This window comes from Nonomuraea sp. NPDC049028 (genome assembly GCF_043197735.1).
Taxonomy (GTDB): Bacteria; Actinomycetota; Actinomycetes; order Streptosporangiales; family Streptosporangiaceae; genus Nonomuraea.
Genome location: NZ_JBICTR010000008.1, coordinates 587527 through 606331 on the forward strand (window position 1 = coordinate 587527; position 18805 = coordinate 606331).

Consider the following 18805-nt stretch of genomic DNA (forward strand, 5'->3'; position numbering starts at 1 on the left):
CTGTTAAACGGAGTATGGTCCTCTGCCATGCCCAAGAGATCCCCTCTTGCTCCTGTCATGGCAATGGCCGCGCTGGTCGCACTCGGCGGCTGCGGGGGCACCGCCGAGAACGCGCCAGAGCCGTCCCACCAGCCCCAGCTGGTCGAGCTGGCCGTATGAAGTCCCCTAGGCGGCTGCTCGCCTTCGTCATCGCGGGTGTCGTGGCCATCGCCGCCGCCGGCTGGGTCGTCAGCACCCGCCTGCGATCCCCCGCCGACGAGGCCGCCCGCCGCGCCGCGCCGAAGGCGTCGCTCGTCACCGCCGCCGTCGAGCGCCGCAAGCTGGTCAGCACGGTCGTGGTCAGCGGCACGCTCGAATACGGCTCGCCCCTGCCCATCACCCTCGCGGGAGTGGTCGGTGGCACCTCGGAGCTGCAGCGGGTCACCCGGGCGCCGCGCCAGGGCAGGCTGAAAGAGGGAGCGGCGTTCATGGAGGTGAACGGCCGCCCGGTGTTCGCGCTGCGCGGCTCCGTGCCGATGCACCGCACGATCGGCCCGGGCACCGAGGGCAAGGACGTCAAGCAGCTGCAGAAGGCGCTGCGCAGGCTCGGGTACGGCGGGCCCACCTCGGGGGTGTTCGACAAGGCCACGATCGCCGCCGTCACCAGGATGTACAAGAAGAAGGGGTACGAGGCCCAGCAGCCCACACTGACCGACCGGCAGACCCACGACCAGTTGCGCAAGGCCGTACAGACGGCGCAGGAGACCCTGGCGACCGAGAAGAACACGCTCGACCAGGGGCGTGACGTACTCCCGCTGAAGGTCAAGCTGACCAACGCCAAGGCGGACCTGAAGTCGGCGCGCGCCGCGCTGAAGGAGGCCGAGAGGCAGCGGCTCACTCCGGAGGACGACGCCAAGCTGGCGACGGCCGACGCGACCGTGCGCGCGGCCGAGGAGAAGCTGCTCGAAGCCGAGCAGGCGCTCGCCGCGGCCAGGAATCAGCCGACCACCGCCCCGACCACCACCTCTACCGCCCTGCCCACCGCCACGCCCGCGCCTCAGCCGACCCAGGACACGAGCCTGCTGGAGCTGAAGGTACGCAACGCCAGGGCCGATCTGGACCAGGCGCAGGAGGCGTACGGCCGGATCAAGGAGGAGTCGCGGCAGGCCCGCGAGAAGCTGCTGGAAGAGCTGCGCAAGGCCGAGCGCACGGCGAAGGACGGGCTGGTCACGGCCGAGCAGGCGCTGCGCCAGGCCCGGCGGCTCTCCCCCACCAAGCTCAAGGTGGCCAACGCGGCCAAGGACGTGAGCGCGGCCAGGTCGCTGCTGGCGGAGTTCGAACGGACCTACGGCACGGCGATTCCGCCGGGCGAGATCGTGTTCCTGCCGAAGCTGCCCGCGCGGGTGCAGAAGGCCGCGGTGAAGGCGGGCGAGGCCGTCGAGAAGGAGATCGCCACGGTGACCAGCTCGACGTTCATGGTGACGGGGTCGGTCGAGAGCGCGGAATCCGACCTGCTGCGTACGGGCATGAGCGCGGTCATCGAGCTCGACTCGGGCAAGACGTACCCGGCGGCGCTCACCGCGGTCGGCGAGAAGGCCACGGTGCCCGGCCAGGAGAAGGGCCCCGAGGGCACCCAGCCGGTCCTGCTCACGCCGAGCTCGGCGAAGGGGCTCAAGGGCCAGTCGGGCGCCACGGTCACGGCCAGGGTGACCGTGGGGGCGACCAAGGAGCCGGTGCTGGTGGTCCCGGTGGCCGCGGTCGTCACGGGGGCCGACGGCAAGGCGCGTGTGCAGGTGGAGTACGCCACGGACAAGACCAAGGAGGTCGAGATCCGCACCGGCCTGACCGCCGACGGGAACGTCGAGGTCAACGGCGCGCTCAACGCCGGCGACCGAGTGGTGGTCAGCGGTGTCTGAGCCGGTCATCGAGTTGACCGCCGTGTGCAGGGACTACCCCGCGCAGCCGCCCGTCCGCGCGCTCGACGACGTCTCGCTCCGGGTGGCGCGCGGCGACTACCTGGCGATCGTCGGCCCGTCAGGCTCGGGCAAGTCCACGCTGCTCAACGTCCTGGGCCTGCTGGACCGGCCCAGCTCGGGCAGCTACCGCCTGGACGGCACCGAGACCACCACCCTGCGCGACGGCGAACGGACCAAGCTGCGCGGCGACCGCATCGGCTTCGTCTTCCAGTCCTTCCACCTGCTCGCCCACCGCACCGTCGTGGAGAACGTGATGCTCGCGGAGATCTACGGCGGCCACCCGCGCAAGGGCAGGCGAGAGCGGGCGCTGGCCGCGCTGGAGCGGGTCGGGCTCGGCCACCGCGTGGGCTTCCTGCCCGACCGGCTGTCCGGCGGCGAACGCCAGCGCGCGGCCATGGCCAGGGCCCTCATGGGCGAGCCGTCCCTGCTGCTGTGCGACGAGCCCACCGGCAACCTCGACAGCCGCAACACCGAGGCGGTGCTCGACCTGTTCGACGAACTGCGCGAGCAGGGGCTGACGATCGTGGTCATCACGCACGAGCGGGAGGTCAGCACACGCGCCGGTCGCCGGGTGCGGATCACCGACGGCGTGCTGGTGGAAGAGGCGTGATGCACGTACGGGATCTCCTCGGCGAGGCCGTCGCGGGCATGCTCGCCAGGCCGGTGCGCTCCGCGCTCACCACGCTCGGCACCGTGCTGGGCATCACCACGCTGGTCATCACGCTCGGCGTGGCCGCCACCGCGGGCAACCAGATCGTCGGACGCTTCGACGAGCTGGTCGCCACGGCCATCACGGTGGAGGTGCCCGAGAGCGCGAACGTACCGCTGGTCGCCTGGGACTCGCTCGATCGGGTGACCAGGCTGCGCGGAGTGGTCTCCGCCGCGGCGGTGGCCGAGACCAAGGACAGCTCGAACCTGTCCGTCCGCTCCAACGACCTCGTCGACCCGGCCAGGGTGACCACGCAGACCCTGACCGTACTGGCCGCCACGACCGGCCTGCCCGAGGCCGCCAGGGGCCGGGTCGTGCAGGGCAGGTTCTACGACGCCGGCCACGTCAAGCGGGCGGACCGGGTGGCCGTGCTCGGCGACCAGGCGGCCAAGATGCTCGGCGTCACCAGTCTCGACCGGGCTCCGGCGATCTTCATCGGCAAGCACGCGTACACGGTCATCGGCATCCTCGGCGACCTGCGCCGCGAACGGAACCTGAGCGCCGCCGTCATCGTGCCGCCCACGGTGGGCAAGCAGTTCGGGCTGCGTGACGTGACCAGGGTGCTGGTCAACACCAGCCTCGGCGCCGCCGACCTGATCGCCGGGCAGGCGCCGAACGCGCTCTCCCCCGGCAACGGCGACCAACTGCAGGTCGTCGCCCCGCCCAGCCCCACCAGGGCGCGCGACCAGGCGCAGGACGACGTCAACGCGCTGTTCCTGATCCTCGGCCTGGTCTCGCTCGTGGTGGGCGCGGTCGGCATCGCCAACGTCACGCTGGTCACCGTGATGGAACGCGTCGCCGAGATCGGCCTGCGCCGCTCGCTGGGCGCGGCCCGCCGCCACATCGCCGCCCAGTTCCTGCTGGAGTCGACCCTGATCGGGCTCGCGGGCGGCGTGATCGGCGCGAGCATCGGCGTGGTCGCCGTCGTCGCCGTCTCGGCCGCCAAGCAGTGGACGCCGCTCCTGGACGTACGGCTGGCGATCGGGGCGCCCATCGCCGGAGCCGTGGTCGGGCTGCTGGCCGGTCTGTACCCGGCACTGCGGGCGGCCAGAATGGAGCCGGTGGACGCGCTCAGGTAGCTTGTCGATCATGAACCCGACACCTGAGGACGGCATCACACTCACCGTGTGCCCTCCCCTTACCGACCACGACCTCAACGACCTCTTCACGGCCTCATGGCCCGGCCACGACCCGATCTCGTTCGCCCCCATCCTCGGCCACAGCCTCTGCTGGGTCGCCGCCCACCGCGCGGACCGCCTGGTCGGCTTCGTGAACGTCGCCACGGACGGCGGCATCCATGCCTTCGTCCTGGACACCACCGTGCATCCCGCCGAACGCCGGGCGGGCCTCGGTGTCCGCCTGGTCCGCGCGGCCGCCGACGAGGCCAAGGCGCGCGGCGCCGAGTGGCTGCATGTGGACTACGAACCGCATCTTGAGGGGTTCTACGCCCAGTGCGGCTTCCGCCCTACGGCGGCGGGGTTGATGCAACTCTGAGGATCGCGGTTGTGAGGATCGCGGCGCGACGAAGCGGCGGCGCGGAGGAGCGGCGGCGCGAAGGATTGCGGGAGGGTCTTTCGCGGGGTCTACTTCGTCCATGGCACTCCCCGAACTCGTCCCCTCCGGGCAGCCGGTGGACGTCCAGAAGACCAGTTTCTCACTCGATGTTCTCGGCCGCTTCTTCTGCAGCACCTGGCAGGAGGCGACGGGCAGCGGCGGGCCGCCGTTCTCGGCGGTGGTGGTCGGCGGCGGGATGTACGGGGCGTACTGCGCGACCAAGATCTACCGGCGGCACCCGGGCAAGCGGGTGCTGCTGCTGGACGCCGGCCCCTACCTGGTGCCCGAGCACGTGCAGAACCTCGGCCGTATCGGGCTCAACGTCCCCGCGCCCATCGCGCCCGGCGCCGATCCGCGCGTGCCCCGGGAGCTGGTGTGGGGGCTGCCGTGGCGGGGCAACGTCGACTTTCCCGGGCTCGCGTACTGCACCGGCGGCAAGTCCCTCTACTGGGGCGGCTGGTGCCCCCGGCTCACAGCGGATGATCTCCGGCATTGGCCGGCGTCGACGGCCGCGTACCTGGAGAGCACCTACCTGGAGGTGGAGAGCGAGATCGGCGTCGTGCCCGCGACCGATTTCATCGCGGGTGACCTCTATACGACGCTGTTCGAGGCGTTCGCGTCCGCCGCCGCGGTGACACCGGGGTTCGAGACCGGCCTCGGCGATCGCGGCGCCGAGGTCGCGCCGCTCGCGGTGCAGGGAGACTCGCCGGTGTCGGGCCTGTTCAGCTTCGACAAGTACAGCAGCGTGCCGATGCTCATGGACGCGGTCCGCGAGGATGTGACCGCCTCCGGGGGACGCGACGCGGACCGGCGGCTCTTCGTGGTGCCCCTGGCGCACGTCCTCCGGGCGCACGCGGCCGACGGGGTGGTGACCGCGATCGACGTCGACGCCGCCGGGCGGCCGGAGTCCCTACCGATCTCCCCCGACTGTGCCGTGATCCTCGCCGCGAGCGCGGTGGAGACCACCCGGCTCGCCCTGGGCTCGTTCCCCACCCCGCTCATGGGCCGCAACCTGATGGCGCACGTACGCAGCGACTTCACCGTCAGGATCCGCCGAACGGCGCTGCCGCCGCTGCCCGAACACGTGCAGACCGGCGCGCTGCTGCTGCGCGGGCTGGTGCCCGCCGGCCGGTTCCACATCCAGATCACCGCGTCGACGAGCCAGGGCGGATCCGACGAACTCCTGTTCCGCATGCTCCCGGACATGGACCTGCTCGAACGGCAGCTGGCCAACACCGATCCCGACTGGATCACTGTCACCCTGCGCTGCGTCGGCGAGATGCACGGGGACCGGACGACCGAGATACCGGACCCGGACAAGAGCTGGATCAATCTCAGCCCGCACGAGGTCGACGAGTACGGCATAGCGCGCGCGTACCTGCACCTCACGCTCGATCCGCGGGATGAGCAGGTCTGGCAGGCGATGGACAACGCGGCGGTCGCCATCGCCCAGGTGGTCTCCGGCTCGCCGGACCAGATCCAGTATCTGTACGACAACGCATGGCACGCGCAGCCGTTCCCCCTGGACAGGCCGTTCCCTGAATGGCATCGAGGACTCGGGACGACCTACCACGAATCCGGCACGCTGTGGATGGGCGACGACCCGGCCACCTCGGTGACCGATCCGGTGGGCCGCTTCCATCACGTACGGAACGCCTATGCCTGCGACCAGTCGTTGTTCCCGACGGTCGGATCGGTCAACCCGGTCCTCACGGGACTGACCCTCGCCAGGCAACTGGCCGACCGGATCTGACCGTCTCTGAACGGAACGCCGCCTCCCTTGCGGCAGACGGCGACCGTGCGAGTCCTATCGAACCCAGAGGGGGTAGTAACCGGGGCTACCTGTGCAGTCGTACTGACTGAAGCCCTCCCGGACGTACTGCTGGCCCATGTCGATGCACTTGGACTTGTGGTGAGGTCCGAAACGCGATCTCGGTCAGTGTCGATATCGTTGTGCCCTGCATCGCCCTGACGGCACGTAGAGAGCTGAGGTAGGACAAGTGGCGGCACCTGGCTTCGGTGATTTCGCGAACATTAATGTCGACGCGTTCCTGCGGGATTCACAGAAGCGGGTGGCCCGTTTCACGGAAGCGCAGGAGAGGGCCACGGACGCGGTCGGCCGGGCCACCACCGCCGACGACCACATCGCGGTCGAGTGCACCATTTCCGGGGTGAGCAGACTCGACATCGACCCACGGGCCAAGCGCATGAGCGTGGAAGAGATGTCCGCGGCGATACTCAAGGCGATTCACGAGGCCGACGCGGACCTCAAGCGTCAGCTGTCAGAGATCCTCACGGATTCGTTCGACGGGGACGCCCTGAACCTGAACGGCGACCCGGAAGCCGCCAGAGCGCAGTTCGAAGAGGCGCAGAGAGCCTTCGACCGAATGATGAGCGACACGGCGGGCGAACTGGACCGCATGCGTAAGGAGTTCGGCTACTGACCGGGTGACCCGCGTCGGACCGTTCGGCGACCGGAGTCATTCGGCGATGTCGCCGCACCCGTCACTTCAGGCCGTCTGTCAGGACCTTGTCGTACCCCCAGGCGGCCCCACACGCCACGAGCAATTCGAAGCACTTCCACAAAACATTATTGCGCAGGAACAGAAGCTCTTGCTCAACCGAGAGAGCCACTGAACGCGCCTCCAAATAAGTGTAGATCCGGCCGCTGGCTCCGCCGAACAGCGCGGCCACCGCCAACGCCGCCGAGTGCGTGGCAGCATAGAGGTTCCAGTAGATCCACGCGGTCCAGATGTTGGCCAGAATTCTGAGAATCAACGAAAGACGATGGGCCGAGGTGGCGGCGGTCTGCGAGCCCATGGCGAACTCGTCGACCTTCTGCCCGAAAGCCGCTCGATCCAGCGCCTGCCAGCTGGCCGCCGACACACTGTCGTGCCGATCCCGCATGGACTCACCGGAGGCGGACACGTTGCCGCTGATGGCGCTCCAGCCATCCGCCGCCCTGTGCAGCAACTGCGGATCCGCCGGCATCGTGAGGCCCTGCAGGAGCACGGACCTATACAGCACCGGCAATATGGCGGCGGCGAAGGTGTATTCGCCGAGTGCGGTCAGCTGCATCCACCGGAGATCGCCGCCACCGCCGGGCTCGTACGGACTGGGCGTGCCACCTGGAATGGGGATTTTAAATGCGTCTGACATTCTCGATGTTCTCCACTTCCGCGGTGTCCACGTTCGCGGATGCCGTATACAACTCGTCTCGATGGCCGTGCAACGATTGGGCCATGTCGCCCAGCTTCAGCTCGGCGTAGGCGACTATTTTGTCGTGCTCAAGGGCCAGCGGAAATCCCATCACTCCCAATGCGCCCCAGCCGAGCCGCATGTTCGGGGGAAAGCCGCCGGCCTCCTCCAGATGTGACACGGGAGAAGTCCCGGTGGTGTCGTCGACGAGCTCGTCGCCAAGCCTCTTGATCGCCGCTCTGTCGTATATCCGGGCCGGCTCATCCGCACCTGCGCCAGGTGTACCCGAAGGCAATGCCATCACCATCCGTCCGTTTGACGGTACTTCGGCAAGATCCTATATCGGAAGCTAGGTACACAGGCATATGCCCTTTTGCTCAGCGCGGACGCGGCGCCGCCGCGTCCGCCCGAGGCCGGTCAGTCGTTGCCGAGCTCCATCGCGGCGCGGTCGAGCATCTCCTCGTCCTCGGAGACCTCGCCGCGTGAGGCGATGATCTCGGCGCCGCCCTGCGGCATGTCGCCGATCAGCGGGGTCGAGGGCGTCTGGGAGGCGTCGATGAGCGCGGGATGGGTGGGGCCGAGCATGCCGAGACTGGCGTACTGCTCCAGCTTGGCGCGCGAGTCGGCGATGTCGAGGTTGCGCATGGTGAGCTGGCCGATCCGGTCCACCGGACCGAACGCCGAGTCCTCCGTACGCTCCATCGACAGCTTGTCCGGGTGGTAGCTGAAAGCCGGACCGGAGGTGTCGAGGATCGAGTAGTCCTCACCGCGCCGCAGCCGCAGCGTCACCTCGCCGATGACCGCCGTGCCGACCCAGCGCTGCAGCGACTCGCGGACCATGAGCGCCTGCGGGTCGAGCCAGCGGCCCTCGTACATCAGCCTGCCGAGCCGCCGTCCCTCGCTGTGGTAGGTCGCCAGCGTGTCCTCGTTGTGGATCGCGTTGACCAGCCGTTCGTACGCCGCGTGCAGCAGCGCCATCCCGGGCGCCTCGTAGATGCCGCGGCTCTTGGCCTCGATCACCCGGTTCTCGATCTGGTCCGACATGCCCATGCCGTGCCGGCCACCGATCGCGTTGGCCTCCATCACCAGGTCGACCGGGGTGGCGAACTCCTTGCCGTTGATCGTCACCGGGCGGCCCTGGTCGAAGCCGATGGTCACGTCCTCGGTGGGGATCTCGACCGTGGGGTCCCAGAACCGCACGCCCATGATCGGGTCCACGGTCTCGATGCCGGTGTCGAGGTGCTCCAGGGTCTTGGCCTCGTGGGTGGCGCCCCAGATGTTGGCGTCGGTCGAGTAGGCCTTCTCGGTGCTGTCGCGATAGGGCAGGCCGTGGGCCAGCAGCCACTCCGACATCTCCTTGCGCCCACCCAGCTCGGACACGAAGTCGGCGTCGAGCCAGGGCTTGTAGATGCGCAGGTGGGGGTTCGCGAGCAGGCCGTAGCGGTAGAACCGCTCGATGTCGTTGCCCTTGAACGTCGAGCCGTCGCCCCAGATCTGCACGTCGTCCTCGAGCATCGCCCGGACCAGCAGGGTTCCGGTGACCGCCCGGCCCAGCGGGGTGGTGTTGAAGTAGGCCCGCCCGCCCGATCGGATGTGGAACGCGCCGCAGGTCAGCGCGGCCAGGCCCTCCTCGACCAGCGCCGCGCGGCAGTCGACCAGACGCGCGATCTCAGCCCCGTAAGCCGTCGCGCGACCGGGCACCGAGGCGATGTCGGGCTCGTCGTACTGGCCGATGTCGGCGGTGTAGGTGCACGGGACGGCGCCCTTGTCGCGCATCCAGGCGACGGCGACCGAGGTGTCGAGACCACCCGAGAAGGCGATGCCGACCCGCTCGCCGGTGGGCAGGGAGGTGAGAACCTTGGACATGAGACAAGAGTATGCATTGCTTCGCATGATCATGCAAGATTCGGCGCGGGCCGTGGTCTTCGCGTGCAACAGTTTTTGCCCCTCGCTCCTCTCGGAGGTGGAAGAACGACGAAGGGCGAGAACCGTTGGAAGGCGATCCCCGTTTCGCAGAGTTCGTCGCAGAACGCGGCGACGCGCTGCTGCGCTACGGCTATGTACTGGCCGGGAACCCCCATGACGCGGCCGACCTGGTCCAGGAGGCGCTGCTGAAGCTCCGTGGCGCCTGGCCGCGATTACGTCTGAAGGAGAACCCGGAGAGCTACGCACGTACCACGATGGCCAGATTGCACATCGCCAAGTGGCGATTGCGGCGACGTGAGCTGCTCGTCTGGGACCTGCCGGAGCGCGAGCACCACGATCCGCTGCCCAGCGGCGACGAGCGCAGCATGTGGCAGGCGCTGGCCGGGCTGCCACGCAAACAGCGCGCGGTGCTGGTGCTGCGCTACTACGAGCAGCTCGACGACGCGGAGATCGCCGCCGTGCTCGGGATATCCCGTGGCACGGTACGCAGCCAGGCCGCCCGCGCGCTGAGCAAGCTGCGCTCCGCCCTGCCGACTGAGCGGAATTCGACGACCGGAGGGAAGGTCCGATGAACGAGGTCGAGGAGACCCTGCGCAGGACGTTCGGCCATGCGGCCGAGCAGGCGCCCAGACTGCCGGGGATGCTGCCCGAGCGGCTCGAACGGGTTCACCTGCGCAGGAGGCGGCGGTCCCGGATGGCGCTGGCCGCCGCGGCGATCGTGCTGGTCTCGGGCGGGACGCTGGCCGTAGTGCGTGGCGGCGAGACCACGACGGCTGTACAAGGCGAAGTCGCCTCGCAGGCGCGCGCCGAGACGCCGGCCGAGCCCGTGGAGAAGGTCTGGCCGGAGGCGGTGCTCAAGGTCGCGGGGAAGGGGTACGGCGGGACGGCGTGGCAGCCGGCCACGGTCATCGACGACCGCACGGTGCTCATGACGACAAGGGATGGATTCGAGAGCACGGCGGCCATCTACGCCTACGACCTCGAGACCGCCGCCCAACGCAAGATCGCCGACGTGCCTCGGCCCGCGGGGACGGTGTCGTTCGCCTCGGACTTCGCCGTGGGCGGCGGCCACGTGGCCTGGTGGACCGCGACGGAGGACTCGGTCGCGCACCTTTGGGCCGTACCACTGAAGGGCGGCGAGGCGAAGATCGTCGCTGACCAGAAGATCCAGATCGACGACGGCAACAGGATCGACGGGCTCGAGGTGGTCAACGACAAGATCGTTTTCTCGCTGCGCTCGGGCGGAGTCTCCACCGTTCCCCTCGGGGGCGGCACGGTGGAGCCGATCGCGGAGAGCGCCGGAATGCACCTGCTGACCTGGCCGTGGGCCGGCACACCGGGGCCGGGCGGCCAGCCCGAGACGGGCCCAGTGGTCGAACGGAGAGGGGGCCCGCTGTTCGAACGGATCCGGAACCTGGAGACCGGGGAGACCGCCACCGCCGTCGTCCACGCCGGCGAGCAACTCCGCTCGTGTGGCGTACGCATCTGCCTGGGCACCACCTCGAGCGGCGAGAGCTTCTACCGGCAGCGGGACGGCTCGCAGGAAAGGAAGGCGATCGGCCACCCTCTCACGCTCGAACCACCGACCCAGGACCGCTTCGCCTTCTCGGCGTACGGCCCGCAGCCCGCGGGTGTCGGACTGTACGACCTGGTCAGCGGCAAGTCGGCCAGCCTCGGCATCAAGCCGGAGGGTAATTCGATCAGGCTGCCGATGACGGATTCCACCGGAAGGATCCTCAGCTACTCGCTCGGGGACGACCTGTACATGATCGACCTGTCCAAGATCCGGTAGCCGTCGCGCGCCCCTCAGAAGCGGTCGAGACGGCATTGTCGCCGCCTCGACCGCGGCGGCGAGAATGGTTCGGCCGCCATTTGCTACCCGCGTGTTACCGTCGGGTCATGGTTGGGTCGATCCTCCCGCCGCCTACAGATATCGCCCGCATTCGGCGGAACATTTTCTATGCGGATGCGGTGAGCGTGCTCGTCCTGTTAGGAACAGGGTTCTTCTTTTCGTTGAGCAGGCAGACGGCATTCGAAGGCTACCTATCGGCGGCGACGGGCGTGGTGTCGCAAGCGTGCGCCCCCGTGGCCGCCATCATTCTCCTGTTAGGGCTCTGGTATCGGCCCAGCACCGGTAAATCCCTACTGGACCTCTCCAGTCCCAGCGAGCAGCGCGTCGCGTCGAAGTCGGCGCAGGTAGATCGGGTGGCTCTGGCGCTCTACCGGAAACTGATCGTGCTACGCGTCGCCACTGGGATCGTCATCGTGCAGGCCGCCTTGTACGGCGTGTCGGCTGTGACGCCCTATTGAATAGGGCAATGGACGATTTGAGCGATCGCATCTACACGGCATTCGAACCCCGTATGCCGTCGGCGCTGGAGCAGGCGCTGGAGGTGGTCGAGCGCGACGTTCGCGCCCGAGGAATCACCGGTGCGCTCCGCTTGATCACCCCGGGCGACGGCGCTCTTACTTGGGTGGAGTTCCAGGGCGGCTACCACGGCGCCGGCATTATCGCCGACGGCGACATTAATGACCTGCTCGCTGATGTCGCCGAGGCCGTCCAAGAAACAATCATGGAGCTGACCTGGAAAGTCTGGCCGGTCTGCGCCACGCACGATCGTGGCCTGCATGTCGGCTGCGAACAGGGGCTCACCGTATGGCGATGCACCGGCGACGGGACGCATACCGCCGCGCCGGTCGGTGAACTACCTTGATCGCGTCGGCGCGCACACGATGACAAGCACCCCCTCAGCTGTGAAAGTGCTGCGCTCAGGGTCGGAGGCCGGCGCGTTAGATGACTACCGGGGGTTCAGTGACGCGGTGATCGCCATCGTGGTGTAGGCCATGGTGAAGCCGCCGCCGATCGCGTCGATGGCGGCACCGACACCCGCCAGCACCTCGGCCAGTTGGTCCGGTGGGAGTTGGGTGAGCGCGCCGGTGGTGGGCAGCAGGTCGAGCCAGTCGTCGCGGCTGTAGTACCGCTCCCAGTCGAATCGCCACTGCTCCGGCTCGCCGAACTCGGCCGCCTTCCGGATGCCGTCGGCGAACAGGGCGAACATCGCCTGGTAGATGTCCTGGCCCGGCCGCGGCGGTCCGGCGCTGAGCGGCGAGTCGGGCGCCACCTTCCGGAAGACGGCGGCGAACGCCTCCGCGACGAAGGGCGGCGGGTCGTACACGTGCGCGAACACCGCCAGCAGGCCGCCGGGCCGCAGCACCCGCGCCGCCTTGGCGGCGCCCGCTACGGGGTCCACCCAGTGCCAGGACTGCCCGGCGACGACCGCGTCGAAGGTACGGCCGGCGGCGTCCCAGTCCTCGAACGTCGCCACCTCGACCTCAATCCCGGTACGGCGGGCGAACTCGGCCATCCGGACGTCCGGCTCGACACCCAGCACCTTGCACCCGGCCGCCAGGAACTGACGGGCTTCTATGCCGGTGCCGCAGCCGACGTCGACGATGTCACGACCGGGGCTGGCGGCGATGATCTGCCGCACCAGGGCGTCGGGATAGTCGGGGCGGGCCCGGTCGTAACGTTCGGCGTCGACCCCGAACGACTCCGCCATCTGCCTGGCCTTATGGGGCTCGTTCCGCGAAGGCTCTGGTTGCTCCTGCGATAAAGTGGGCATGCGCCCACCATAGTGGGCGGGCGCCCACTCCGCAATCGGGCAGACGTTCGCGGTGAGCGAAGGGTGGGCGAAGGAGTGCGACAAGGGAGGAACGGGCGATGCCGACTGGAGTGGCCCTCCGCGATGTGCGGCAGCAGTTGTTCGACGCCGCCGAGCGCGTCCTGCTCCGGGACGGGGCACCCGGCCTGACCAGCCGAGCGGTCACGGCGGAGGCGGGCGTCGCCAAGGGGGTCCTGCACAAGCACTTCGAGGACTTCGACGCCTTCCTCGCCGAGCTCGTGCAGGACCGCATCGCCCGGCTCGAAGGCCAGGCCGCCGCCCTTCGCGACTCCGCCGGCACCGGCGACGTCGCCGGCAACCTGACCGAGGCACTGATGACCCTGTTCGACCCGGTCGCCGTGTCGATCGTCGGTCTCGTCATCTTCCGGGATGAGTTGCGGGCCCGGCTGCCTCGGGCCCGGCCGGCTTTCGGCATCCCGGTCCTGACGGATGCCGTGGCCATGATCTCCGCCTACCTGAACGAGGAGTGCGAGCTGGGCCGCATCGCGGCGGACGCCGACGTGGACGCGCTGGCGCTCTCCCTGATCGGAGCCGGGCACATGCTGTTCGCCGGCCGGGAAGGGGTCGCGCCGGAGCCGGCGGAAGTCGGCAAGGTGGTGAACGCCGTCATCGCCGATGTCACGCAAAGACGACTGCTATGAGCTGATGCTCACCGGCCGCCGCGCGCGTACCAGGACGATGCCGACCGCGAGCGTCATGGCCAGGCAGACAGGGGTGTAGAGGAACAGGTTCAGCCAGTAGAACGGGCTTCCAGTGTCCGTGCCGAGGCCGAAAGCCCACACCACGCCGACAAGCCCGCGTACCAGCACACCGGCGCCCACGGCCATGGTGACCGCCCTGGCCGGCCACCCGCCCCGCCCGCCGGAGGCCGCCGCCACCGACAGGGCCCCCACGCTCAGCACGAGGATGAGCGGCAGCAGCACCCGTGGGGTGAAGGGCACCTCGGCGTTGAGGACGGCCAGCGAGAGCGCGCGGGGGTCGGCGATGGGCCGGACCACCCAGAACAGATGGACGAGTGCGTCGAGAAGCAGGACGGCGGCCGCGAACGCGCCGGGGCGTGAGATGTTCATGCCCTCCAGGAGGCGGCGAACTCGCCAATGGTTCCATGGAACCTTCTGCCCCCAAGGCGCCTCTGGAAAGACATGAACTGGCCTGTTGCCGACCTGGACCCGGTGCGCCGGCTGCGCGTGCTCGCCGCCGGCGTCCCCGGTGCGCGTGTCGCCGAGCGGATTCTGCCCGACCCCTTGGAGCTGGTCTGGGAGGTGGCGAGCGACTTGGAGCGGGAGTTCGGCACCTTCGAGCCGGACATGCGGAACCTGCGGATCGTCGCGGACGACGGAGGCGGGCGGCTGGTGGCCGAGGCCCGCAGCACGTACGGCATGCGCGCCCGCTTCGACGTCGACCTGCGGCCCGGCTGGTGCTGGATGCAGAGCAGGTTCCTGCTCGTCGGCCTGGCGGCCACCGCCGTTCCGGAAGGCACGCTGGTGGCGCAGACCGGCGGCATCCGCGTGCCCGGACGTAGCGCGCTGGTGCCCCTAGGCGTCAGGAGAGCCGGGGAGAAGGCCCTGGCCCGGCTGGCGACACGGGTCGCCGAGCGTGCCCGATGAGCGCGGCGCTCGTCCGGGCCGCTCAGCGCGGCGACACGATGGCGATGAACGACCTGCTCCGCGAGCTGACACCGTACCTCGGCCGGATCTGCGGGCCCATCGCGCTCGACAGCGGACAGGACGCGGTCCAGGAGGCGTTGATCGCCGTCTTCCGCAACCTGCGCGCGCTGCGCGAGCCCGACGCGCTGTACGGCTGGGCGCGGGCGATCGCCGTGAGAGAGGCCGTCAGGATCGCCAGGCGCGACAACCGCGTCGGCCCCGCGGAGCCGGGCGCCCTGCCGTCGCGGCAGGACGTGGAGAACGCGGTGGACATCCGCGACGTGCTGGAACGGCTCACGCCCGAGCACCGCGCCGTGCTGGTGCTGCGCGATGTCGAAGGGCTCGACGAGGCCACCGCCGCCAGGCTGCTGGCGGTGCCGGTGGGCACGGTCAAGTCCCGGCTGGCGCGGGCCCGGCTGAGCTTCCGCAATGCCTGGCAATCGTGAGCGATTCCCTGAGGGGAATTGTCCGATGTCATGACTCGCCCGGAGGATCCTCACGTAACCGAAGCGGGGGAAAGGACGTGCGATGAGGAGCTATCACCTGCGGCCGGGACGCGGTCTCGCCGGGCTGACCATCGAGGACCGGGACGAGCCCGCGCCGGGGCGCGGGCAGGTCGTGGTCAGGATCCGCGCGAACGGGCTGGGCTATCGCGATCTGATGGTGCTGGCGAACGACTATCCGCTGCCGATCAGGCCCGGCGTCGTGCCCGGCTGCGAGGGCGTGGGCGAGGTCGTGGCCGTCGGCGAGGACGTGACCCGGGTCAGGCCGGGCGACCGCGTGGCGGCGACCGTGTTCCCGCGCTGGCAGGACGGGCCCTTCCTGCTGGAGAACGCCGCCCAGCTCGGCACCATGACCGACGGAGTGCTGGCCGAGTACGCGGTGCTGAGCGAGGACGGCGTGGTGCCCATCCCCGAGCACCTGTCGTACGAGGAGGCGGCGGCGCTGCCGCTGGCGGCCGTGACCGCCTGGAACGCGCTGACCTCCGGCGGCGCCCCACGGCCCGGCCAGACCGTGCTGACGCTCGGCTCGGGCGGGGTGTCGCTGTTCACGCTGATGTTCGCCAAGCTGAGCGGCGCCCGGGTGATCATGACGACGTCCGGCCCCGCCAAAGCGGAGCGGCTGCGGAAGCTCGGCGCCGACGAGGTGATCGACTACCGGGCGAACCCGTCATGGTCGGAGGAGGTCCGCGCGCTCACCGACGGCATGGGCGCCGATCGCGTCGTCGACCCGGCGGGGCCGCTGGAGCAGTCGCTGAAGTCGGTGGCGTTCGGCGGCGAGGTGGCGTTCGTCGGTTACCGGCTGTCCGGTGCCGAGGGCGCCCGGCCGGTCGACCCGGCGCTGCTGTTCGGGGCGGGCGCGGTGCTGCGCGGCGTGGCGACCGGCAGCCGCGCCCACTTCCTCCAGGTCAACCGCGCGGTCGCCACGCACCGGCTGCGTCCCGTCCTCGACCGGGTGTTCCCGTTCGAGGACGTCCACGAGGCGTACCGCTACTGCGAGGCGGGCGGCGGCTTCGGCAAGATCGTCATCAGCCACGACTGACCGGAGCGCGCCTGTCAGGAGCTGGTGAGGATGACGAGTTGCTGGGTCGCTCGGGTCATCGCGACATAGCGGTCGACCGCGCCTTCGATGCCCTCGCCGAACGCCTCCGGGTCGACGAGGACGACCAGGTCGAACTCCAGCCCCTTCGACAGCTCCGGGGTCAGCGATCGGACGCGGGACGTCGTACGGAAGGTGGGGTCCCCGATGACGCACGCGATCCCGTCGGCGTGTGCGGCGAGCCAGGTGTCGAGGATCGAGCCCAGATCCGAGGCGGATCCGTGGACGACGGGGACGTCACCGCGGCGGATGGAGGTCGGCACGTTGGCGTCCGGGAGCACGGCCCGGATGACCGGCTCGGCTTCCGTCATGATCTCTTCCGGCGTCCGGTAGTTGATGCTCAGGGAGGCCAGGTTGATCCGGTCGAGCCCGATCCGCTCCAGCCGCTCCTGCCACGACTCCGTGAACCCGTGCCTGGCCTGGGCGCGGTCCCCGACGATGGTGAAACTCCGGGACGGGCACCGGAGCAGCAGCATCTGCCACTCCGCGTCGGTCAGCTCCTGGGCCTCGTCCACGACGATGTGCGCGAACGGGCCGGCGAGCAGGTCCGGTTCGATGCTGGGCAATGTGGTCTCGTCGACCAGAGAGACCTTCGCGTCCTGTCCGCGCAGCATCGTCACCAGACCTTCACCGTCGTCATCGGCGGCGAGCAGGTTGTCGACGACCATGTCCATCTGCTCACGCTGGGCGGCGAGAGAGGCGTCATGCCGGCGCTTACGGAGCGCCGCCTCCGGGTCGCCGAGCCGCTGCCGTGCCGCGTCCAGGAGCGGCAGGTCGGACACCGTCCACGCCTGGGCGTCCGCGCGCTGCAGCGCTCGCACCTCGTCGGGGCTGAGCCAGGGAGCGCACATCCGCAGGTAGGCGGGTACGGACCACAAGTCCCCGACGAGGTCGGCCGCCTCGATCAGCGGCCACGCCTTGTTGAAGATCGTGAGCAGCTCCCTGTCCCGCAGTAGCGACTTGCGGAGCAGGTCAGGCGAGGCGTCGCCGTCATGCTTGTCCATCAGGATCGTGAGCAGCTCCTCCCAGATCTGGTCACGCGCCTCGTTGTGCGGAGTGCCGGGATCCGGTGCCTGGAACGCCTCGGCCCAATCCTCGGCGCTCAGCCAGATGTCGGACCAGGGGGTCGTGATCGTCATCCCCTTGGTGGGCGGGTTCTCGTAGAACCGGACGGCCGGTTCGATGGCCTGCGTCAGGTTCGCGGACGACTTCAAGCGGGCCACGTCCGGGTCGGCCTCGATCGCCGCCGCGGCTCCCTCGGCGACGAGGTCCCGCAGGGTGCAGGTCTGCACGCCCTCCTCTCCGAGGCTGGGGAGTACGTCGGCGACGTACGCCAGGTAGGGCTGGTGCGGACCGACGAACAGGACGCCGCCCCGGTGGTGACCGAGGCGAGGGTCGGAGTAGAGCAGGTAGGCGGAGCGGTGCAGGGCGACGACGGTCTTGCCCGTGCCCGGACCGCCGTCGACGACGAGAGCGCCCCGGGAGCCGGCGCGGATGATGGCGTCCTGGTCGGCCTGGATGGTGCCGAGCACGTCTCGCATCCGGGCCGACCGGTTGCTGCCCAGGCTGGCGATGAAGGCGGACTGGTCGTCGAGCGCGGCGTGCCCGACCAGCCCGTCCGAGGTGAACACCTCGTCCCAGTAGTCGCTGATCCGGCCGCGGGTCCAGCGATACCGGCGGCGGCTGGCCAGGCCCATCGGGTTGGCGTGGGTGGCTCCGAAGAACGGCTCGGCCGCCGGGGAACGCCAGTCGACCAGCAGTTGACGGCCCGCGCTGTCCCTGAGGCCGAGCCGGCCGACGTACACGGGCTCGGGGTCGTCCGCGCTGACCATGTGTCCGAGGCACAGGTCCAAACCGAACCGGCGGAGCGCGCGCAGGCGAGCGGTCAGCCGGTGGATCTCCATGTCCCGGTCCATCGCCGCCCGGCCGATGCCGCCGGGCGCCTTGCGCTCGGCGTCGAGGCGGTCGGACAGGTCGGCGATCGACTGCTCAAGGCTCTCCGCGATGGCCGCGAAGTGTCGCTCATCGCCGGCGATCAGCGCCTGGTCGCCCTTGAGGGCAAGACGGTCGGGAAGGTCGAACGCGCTGGTGGTCAGGGGGTTCACGTATCAAGCTCCGATCTGAGGTCACTGGGACCCGTTCCTGGCGTTCTGGCCTCGGCCGCTGATTCTGCGGCACGACCCGGGTCTTGCCGCAAGCCCCCCGGTGCGCTATACGTTGAGAGTGGAAAGGCGCGGATAATCCCCTTTCCCCTTCACGAGGCGGCACATCGCCGCCGCACCCACGGTTCGTCGGAGACTATCTTCAGTCGCGTTCGGCGTTGACAAGTGGGGGCTCCATACGTCATCATGGAAATGCGACCGGAACGCTGGGTCTGCGTAAGCGTGGACAAATTGCATTTGAGCGAGTACGCTCATGCTTCCACGCTGCTGTTCTGACAACCCGCTCCGCTTGCTCACGTTGCGAGGTTGTCTGGCGTGCGTGTAGTCAGTCCGCCGCGAGCCCTCGGAAGGACATCTGTTGGCAGCCTCGCGC

At 69.5% G+C, this 18805-nt stretch carries 21 protein-coding genes; 15 read left to right on the forward strand and 6 right to left on the reverse strand.

Features of this window, described 5'->3' with window-relative positions:
- Nucleotides 1–27: 27 nt before the first annotated feature.
- The 7 genes from ACGFJ2_RS33370 (at nucleotide 28) to ACGFJ2_RS33400 (ending at nucleotide 6662) form a co-directional block, all read left to right on the forward strand.
- Nucleotides 28–159: a hypothetical protein gene (locus ACGFJ2_RS33370; protein ID WP_357959232.1), complete on the forward strand. Its 132-nt coding sequence runs from the start codon at nucleotides 28–30 to the stop codon at nucleotides 157–159.
- Complete coding sequence (locus ACGFJ2_RS33375; RefSeq protein ID WP_393475035.1) at nucleotides 156–1895, forward strand: peptidoglycan-binding protein; 1740 nt, start codon at nucleotides 156–158, stop codon at nucleotides 1893–1895. Before ACGFJ2_RS33370 ends, ACGFJ2_RS33375 begins: the two co-directional genes overlap by 4 nt.
- Nucleotides 1888–2565, forward strand: coding sequence for an ABC transporter ATP-binding protein (locus ACGFJ2_RS33380; protein ID WP_393475038.1), 678 nt, complete (start codon nucleotides 1888–1890; stop codon nucleotides 2563–2565). The genes ACGFJ2_RS33375 and ACGFJ2_RS33380 overlap by 8 nt, the downstream gene beginning before the upstream one ends.
- The gene (locus ACGFJ2_RS33385; RefSeq protein ID WP_357959239.1) at nucleotides 2565–3743 is read left to right on the forward strand and encodes an ABC transporter permease; all 1179 of its coding nucleotides are present in this window, start codon (nucleotides 2565–2567) and stop codon (nucleotides 3741–3743) included. Before ACGFJ2_RS33380 ends, ACGFJ2_RS33385 begins: the two co-directional genes overlap by 1 nt.
- A 10-nt stretch (nucleotides 3744–3753) precedes the next feature.
- Nucleotides 3754–4158, forward strand: a complete 405-nt coding sequence (locus tag ACGFJ2_RS33390; protein ID WP_357959242.1) for a GNAT family N-acetyltransferase — start codon at nucleotides 3754–3756, stop codon at nucleotides 4156–4158.
- 100 nt (nucleotides 4159–4258) lie between these two features.
- The gene (locus ACGFJ2_RS33395; RefSeq protein ID WP_357959245.1) at nucleotides 4259–5971 is read left to right on the forward strand and encodes a GMC oxidoreductase; all 1713 of its coding nucleotides are present in this window, start codon (nucleotides 4259–4261) and stop codon (nucleotides 5969–5971) included.
- A 247-nt stretch (nucleotides 5972–6218) separates the two neighbouring features.
- On the forward strand, nucleotides 6219–6662 hold the full coding sequence (locus ACGFJ2_RS33400; protein WP_393475043.1) for a hypothetical protein: 444 nt from the start codon (nucleotides 6219–6221) through the stop codon (nucleotides 6660–6662).
- 61 nt (nucleotides 6663–6723) lie between these two features.
- Here the strand turns inward: ACGFJ2_RS33400 and ACGFJ2_RS33405 are convergent, their stop codons facing one another.
- The 3 genes from ACGFJ2_RS33405 to argG all read right to left on the reverse strand — a co-directional run bounded on the left by ACGFJ2_RS33405 (nucleotide 6724) and on the right by argG (nucleotide 9282).
- A complete protein-coding gene (locus ACGFJ2_RS33405) occupies nucleotides 6724–7296 on the reverse strand; it encodes a hypothetical protein (protein ID WP_393475046.1) in 573 nt (190 codons plus the stop codon).
- A gap of 64 nt (nucleotides 7297–7360) precedes the next feature.
- Nucleotides 7361–7723 (reverse strand): hypothetical protein, encoded by a 363-nt coding sequence (locus ACGFJ2_RS33410; protein ID WP_393475049.1) that lies wholly within the window; start codon nucleotides 7721–7723, stop codon nucleotides 7361–7363.
- A 110-nt stretch (nucleotides 7724–7833) separates the two neighbouring features.
- On the reverse strand, nucleotides 7834–9282 hold the full coding sequence (argG, locus tag ACGFJ2_RS33415; RefSeq protein ID WP_393475052.1) for an argininosuccinate synthase: 1449 nt from the start codon (nucleotides 9280–9282) through the stop codon (nucleotides 7834–7836).
- 125 nt (nucleotides 9283–9407) lie between these two features.
- Here argG and ACGFJ2_RS33420 point away from each other — a divergent pair, with 125 nt between their 5' ends.
- From ACGFJ2_RS33420 to ACGFJ2_RS33435, 4 genes are all read left to right on the forward strand, one after another.
- Nucleotides 9408–9914, forward strand: a complete 507-nt coding sequence (locus tag ACGFJ2_RS33420) for a SigE family RNA polymerase sigma factor (RefSeq protein WP_358185341.1) — start codon at nucleotides 9408–9410, stop codon at nucleotides 9912–9914.
- Nucleotides 9911–11134: a hypothetical protein gene (locus ACGFJ2_RS33425; protein ID WP_393475055.1), complete on the forward strand. Its 1224-nt coding sequence runs from the start codon at nucleotides 9911–9913 to the stop codon at nucleotides 11132–11134. Before ACGFJ2_RS33420 ends, ACGFJ2_RS33425 begins: the two co-directional genes overlap by 4 nt.
- 107 nt (nucleotides 11135–11241) lie before the next feature.
- Nucleotides 11242–11652 (forward strand): hypothetical protein, encoded by a 411-nt coding sequence (locus ACGFJ2_RS33430; protein ID WP_358185335.1) that lies wholly within the window; start codon nucleotides 11242–11244, stop codon nucleotides 11650–11652.
- An 8-nt stretch (nucleotides 11653–11660) separates the two neighbouring features.
- On the forward strand, nucleotides 11661–12056 hold the full coding sequence (locus ACGFJ2_RS33435) for a hypothetical protein (RefSeq protein WP_393475058.1): 396 nt from the start codon (nucleotides 11661–11663) through the stop codon (nucleotides 12054–12056).
- An 84-nt stretch (nucleotides 12057–12140) separates the two neighbouring features.
- Here the strand turns inward: ACGFJ2_RS33435 and ACGFJ2_RS33440 are convergent, their stop codons facing one another.
- On the reverse strand, nucleotides 12141–12965 hold the full coding sequence (locus ACGFJ2_RS33440) for a class I SAM-dependent methyltransferase (RefSeq protein ID WP_357959279.1): 825 nt from the start codon (nucleotides 12963–12965) through the stop codon (nucleotides 12141–12143).
- 98 nt (nucleotides 12966–13063) lie between these two features.
- Here ACGFJ2_RS33440 and ACGFJ2_RS33445 point away from each other — a divergent pair, with 98 nt between their 5' ends.
- Nucleotides 13064–13666, forward strand: a complete 603-nt coding sequence (locus tag ACGFJ2_RS33445) for a TetR/AcrR family transcriptional regulator (protein WP_393475061.1) — start codon at nucleotides 13064–13066, stop codon at nucleotides 13664–13666.
- Here ACGFJ2_RS33445 and ACGFJ2_RS33450 read toward each other — a convergent pair.
- Nucleotides 13661–14095: a hypothetical protein gene (locus tag ACGFJ2_RS33450; RefSeq protein ID WP_393475064.1), complete on the reverse strand. Its 435-nt coding sequence runs from the start codon at nucleotides 14093–14095 to the stop codon at nucleotides 13661–13663. The two genes, ACGFJ2_RS33445 and ACGFJ2_RS33450, sit on opposite strands and share 6 nt — an antisense overlap.
- Before the next feature lie 72 nt (nucleotides 14096–14167).
- On the opposite strand from ACGFJ2_RS33450, the gene ACGFJ2_RS33455 reads away from it, so the two are divergent.
- The 3 genes from ACGFJ2_RS33455 (at nucleotide 14168) to ACGFJ2_RS33465 (ending at nucleotide 16213) form a co-directional block, all read left to right on the forward strand.
- Nucleotides 14168–14632: a hypothetical protein gene (locus ACGFJ2_RS33455; RefSeq protein WP_357959290.1), complete on the forward strand. Its 465-nt coding sequence runs from the start codon at nucleotides 14168–14170 to the stop codon at nucleotides 14630–14632.
- Nucleotides 14629–15117, forward strand: a complete 489-nt coding sequence (locus tag ACGFJ2_RS33460; RefSeq protein WP_393475067.1) for an RNA polymerase sigma factor — start codon at nucleotides 14629–14631, stop codon at nucleotides 15115–15117. The genes ACGFJ2_RS33455 and ACGFJ2_RS33460 overlap by 4 nt, the downstream gene beginning before the upstream one ends.
- A gap of 82 nt (nucleotides 15118–15199) precedes the next feature.
- Nucleotides 15200–16213, forward strand: a complete 1014-nt coding sequence (locus tag ACGFJ2_RS33465) for an NAD(P)-dependent alcohol dehydrogenase (protein WP_393475070.1) — start codon at nucleotides 15200–15202, stop codon at nucleotides 16211–16213.
- A 14-nt stretch (nucleotides 16214–16227) separates the two neighbouring features.
- Here the strand turns inward: ACGFJ2_RS33465 and helR are convergent, their stop codons facing one another.
- Entirely contained in the window at nucleotides 16228–18375 is a 2148-nt protein-coding gene (helR, locus tag ACGFJ2_RS33470) for an RNA polymerase recycling motor ATPase HelR (protein WP_393475073.1), read from the reverse strand.
- Nucleotides 18376–18805 lie beyond the last annotated feature (430 nt).

What these genes read in the sequence shown, in the direction of transcription:
- ACGFJ2_RS33370 (WP_357959232.1), top strand. Translation starts at nt 28, where the DNA reads ATGCCCAAGAGATCCCCTCTTGCTCCTGTCATGGCAATGGCCGCGCTG.
- ACGFJ2_RS33375 (WP_393475035.1), top strand. Translation starts at nt 156, where the DNA reads ATGAAGTCCCCTAGGCGGCTGCTCGCCTTCGTCATCGCGGGTGTCGTG.
- ACGFJ2_RS33385 (WP_357959239.1), top strand. Translation starts at nt 2,565, where the DNA reads ATGCACGTACGGGATCTCCTCGGCGAGGCCGTCGCGGGCATGCTCGCC.
- ACGFJ2_RS33390 (WP_357959242.1), top strand. Translation starts at nt 3,754, where the DNA reads ATGAACCCGACACCTGAGGACGGCATCACACTCACCGTGTGCCCTCCC.
- ACGFJ2_RS33395 (WP_357959245.1), top strand. Translation starts at nt 4,259, where the DNA reads ATGGCACTCCCCGAACTCGTCCCCTCCGGGCAGCCGGTGGACGTCCAG.
- ACGFJ2_RS33405 (WP_393475046.1), bottom strand. Translation starts at nt 7,296, where the DNA reads ATGCAGCTGACCGCACTCGGCGAATACACCTTCGCCGCCGCCATATTG.
- ACGFJ2_RS33410 (WP_393475049.1), bottom strand. Translation starts at nt 7,723, where the DNA reads ATGGTGATGGCATTGCCTTCGGGTACACCTGGCGCAGGTGCGGATGAG.
- argG (WP_393475052.1), bottom strand. Translation starts at nt 9,282, where the DNA reads ATGTCCAAGGTTCTCACCTCCCTGCCCACCGGCGAGCGGGTCGGCATC.
- ACGFJ2_RS33425 (WP_393475055.1), top strand. Translation starts at nt 9,911, where the DNA reads ATGAACGAGGTCGAGGAGACCCTGCGCAGGACGTTCGGCCATGCGGCC.
- ACGFJ2_RS33430 (WP_358185335.1), top strand. Translation starts at nt 11,242, where the DNA reads ATGGTTGGGTCGATCCTCCCGCCGCCTACAGATATCGCCCGCATTCGG.
- ACGFJ2_RS33435 (WP_393475058.1), top strand. Translation starts at nt 11,661, where the DNA reads ATGGACGATTTGAGCGATCGCATCTACACGGCATTCGAACCCCGTATG.
- ACGFJ2_RS33440 (WP_357959279.1), bottom strand. Translation starts at nt 12,965, where the DNA reads ATGCCCACTTTATCGCAGGAGCAACCAGAGCCTTCGCGGAACGAGCCC.
- ACGFJ2_RS33445 (WP_393475061.1), top strand. Translation starts at nt 13,064, where the DNA reads ATGCCGACTGGAGTGGCCCTCCGCGATGTGCGGCAGCAGTTGTTCGAC.
- ACGFJ2_RS33450 (WP_393475064.1), bottom strand. Translation starts at nt 14,095, where the DNA reads ATGAACATCTCACGCCCCGGCGCGTTCGCGGCCGCCGTCCTGCTTCTC.
- ACGFJ2_RS33455 (WP_357959290.1), top strand. Translation starts at nt 14,168, where the DNA reads ATGAACTGGCCTGTTGCCGACCTGGACCCGGTGCGCCGGCTGCGCGTG.
- ACGFJ2_RS33460 (WP_393475067.1), top strand. Translation starts at nt 14,629, where the DNA reads ATGAGCGCGGCGCTCGTCCGGGCCGCTCAGCGCGGCGACACGATGGCG.
- ACGFJ2_RS33465 (WP_393475070.1), top strand. Translation starts at nt 15,200, where the DNA reads ATGAGGAGCTATCACCTGCGGCCGGGACGCGGTCTCGCCGGGCTGACC.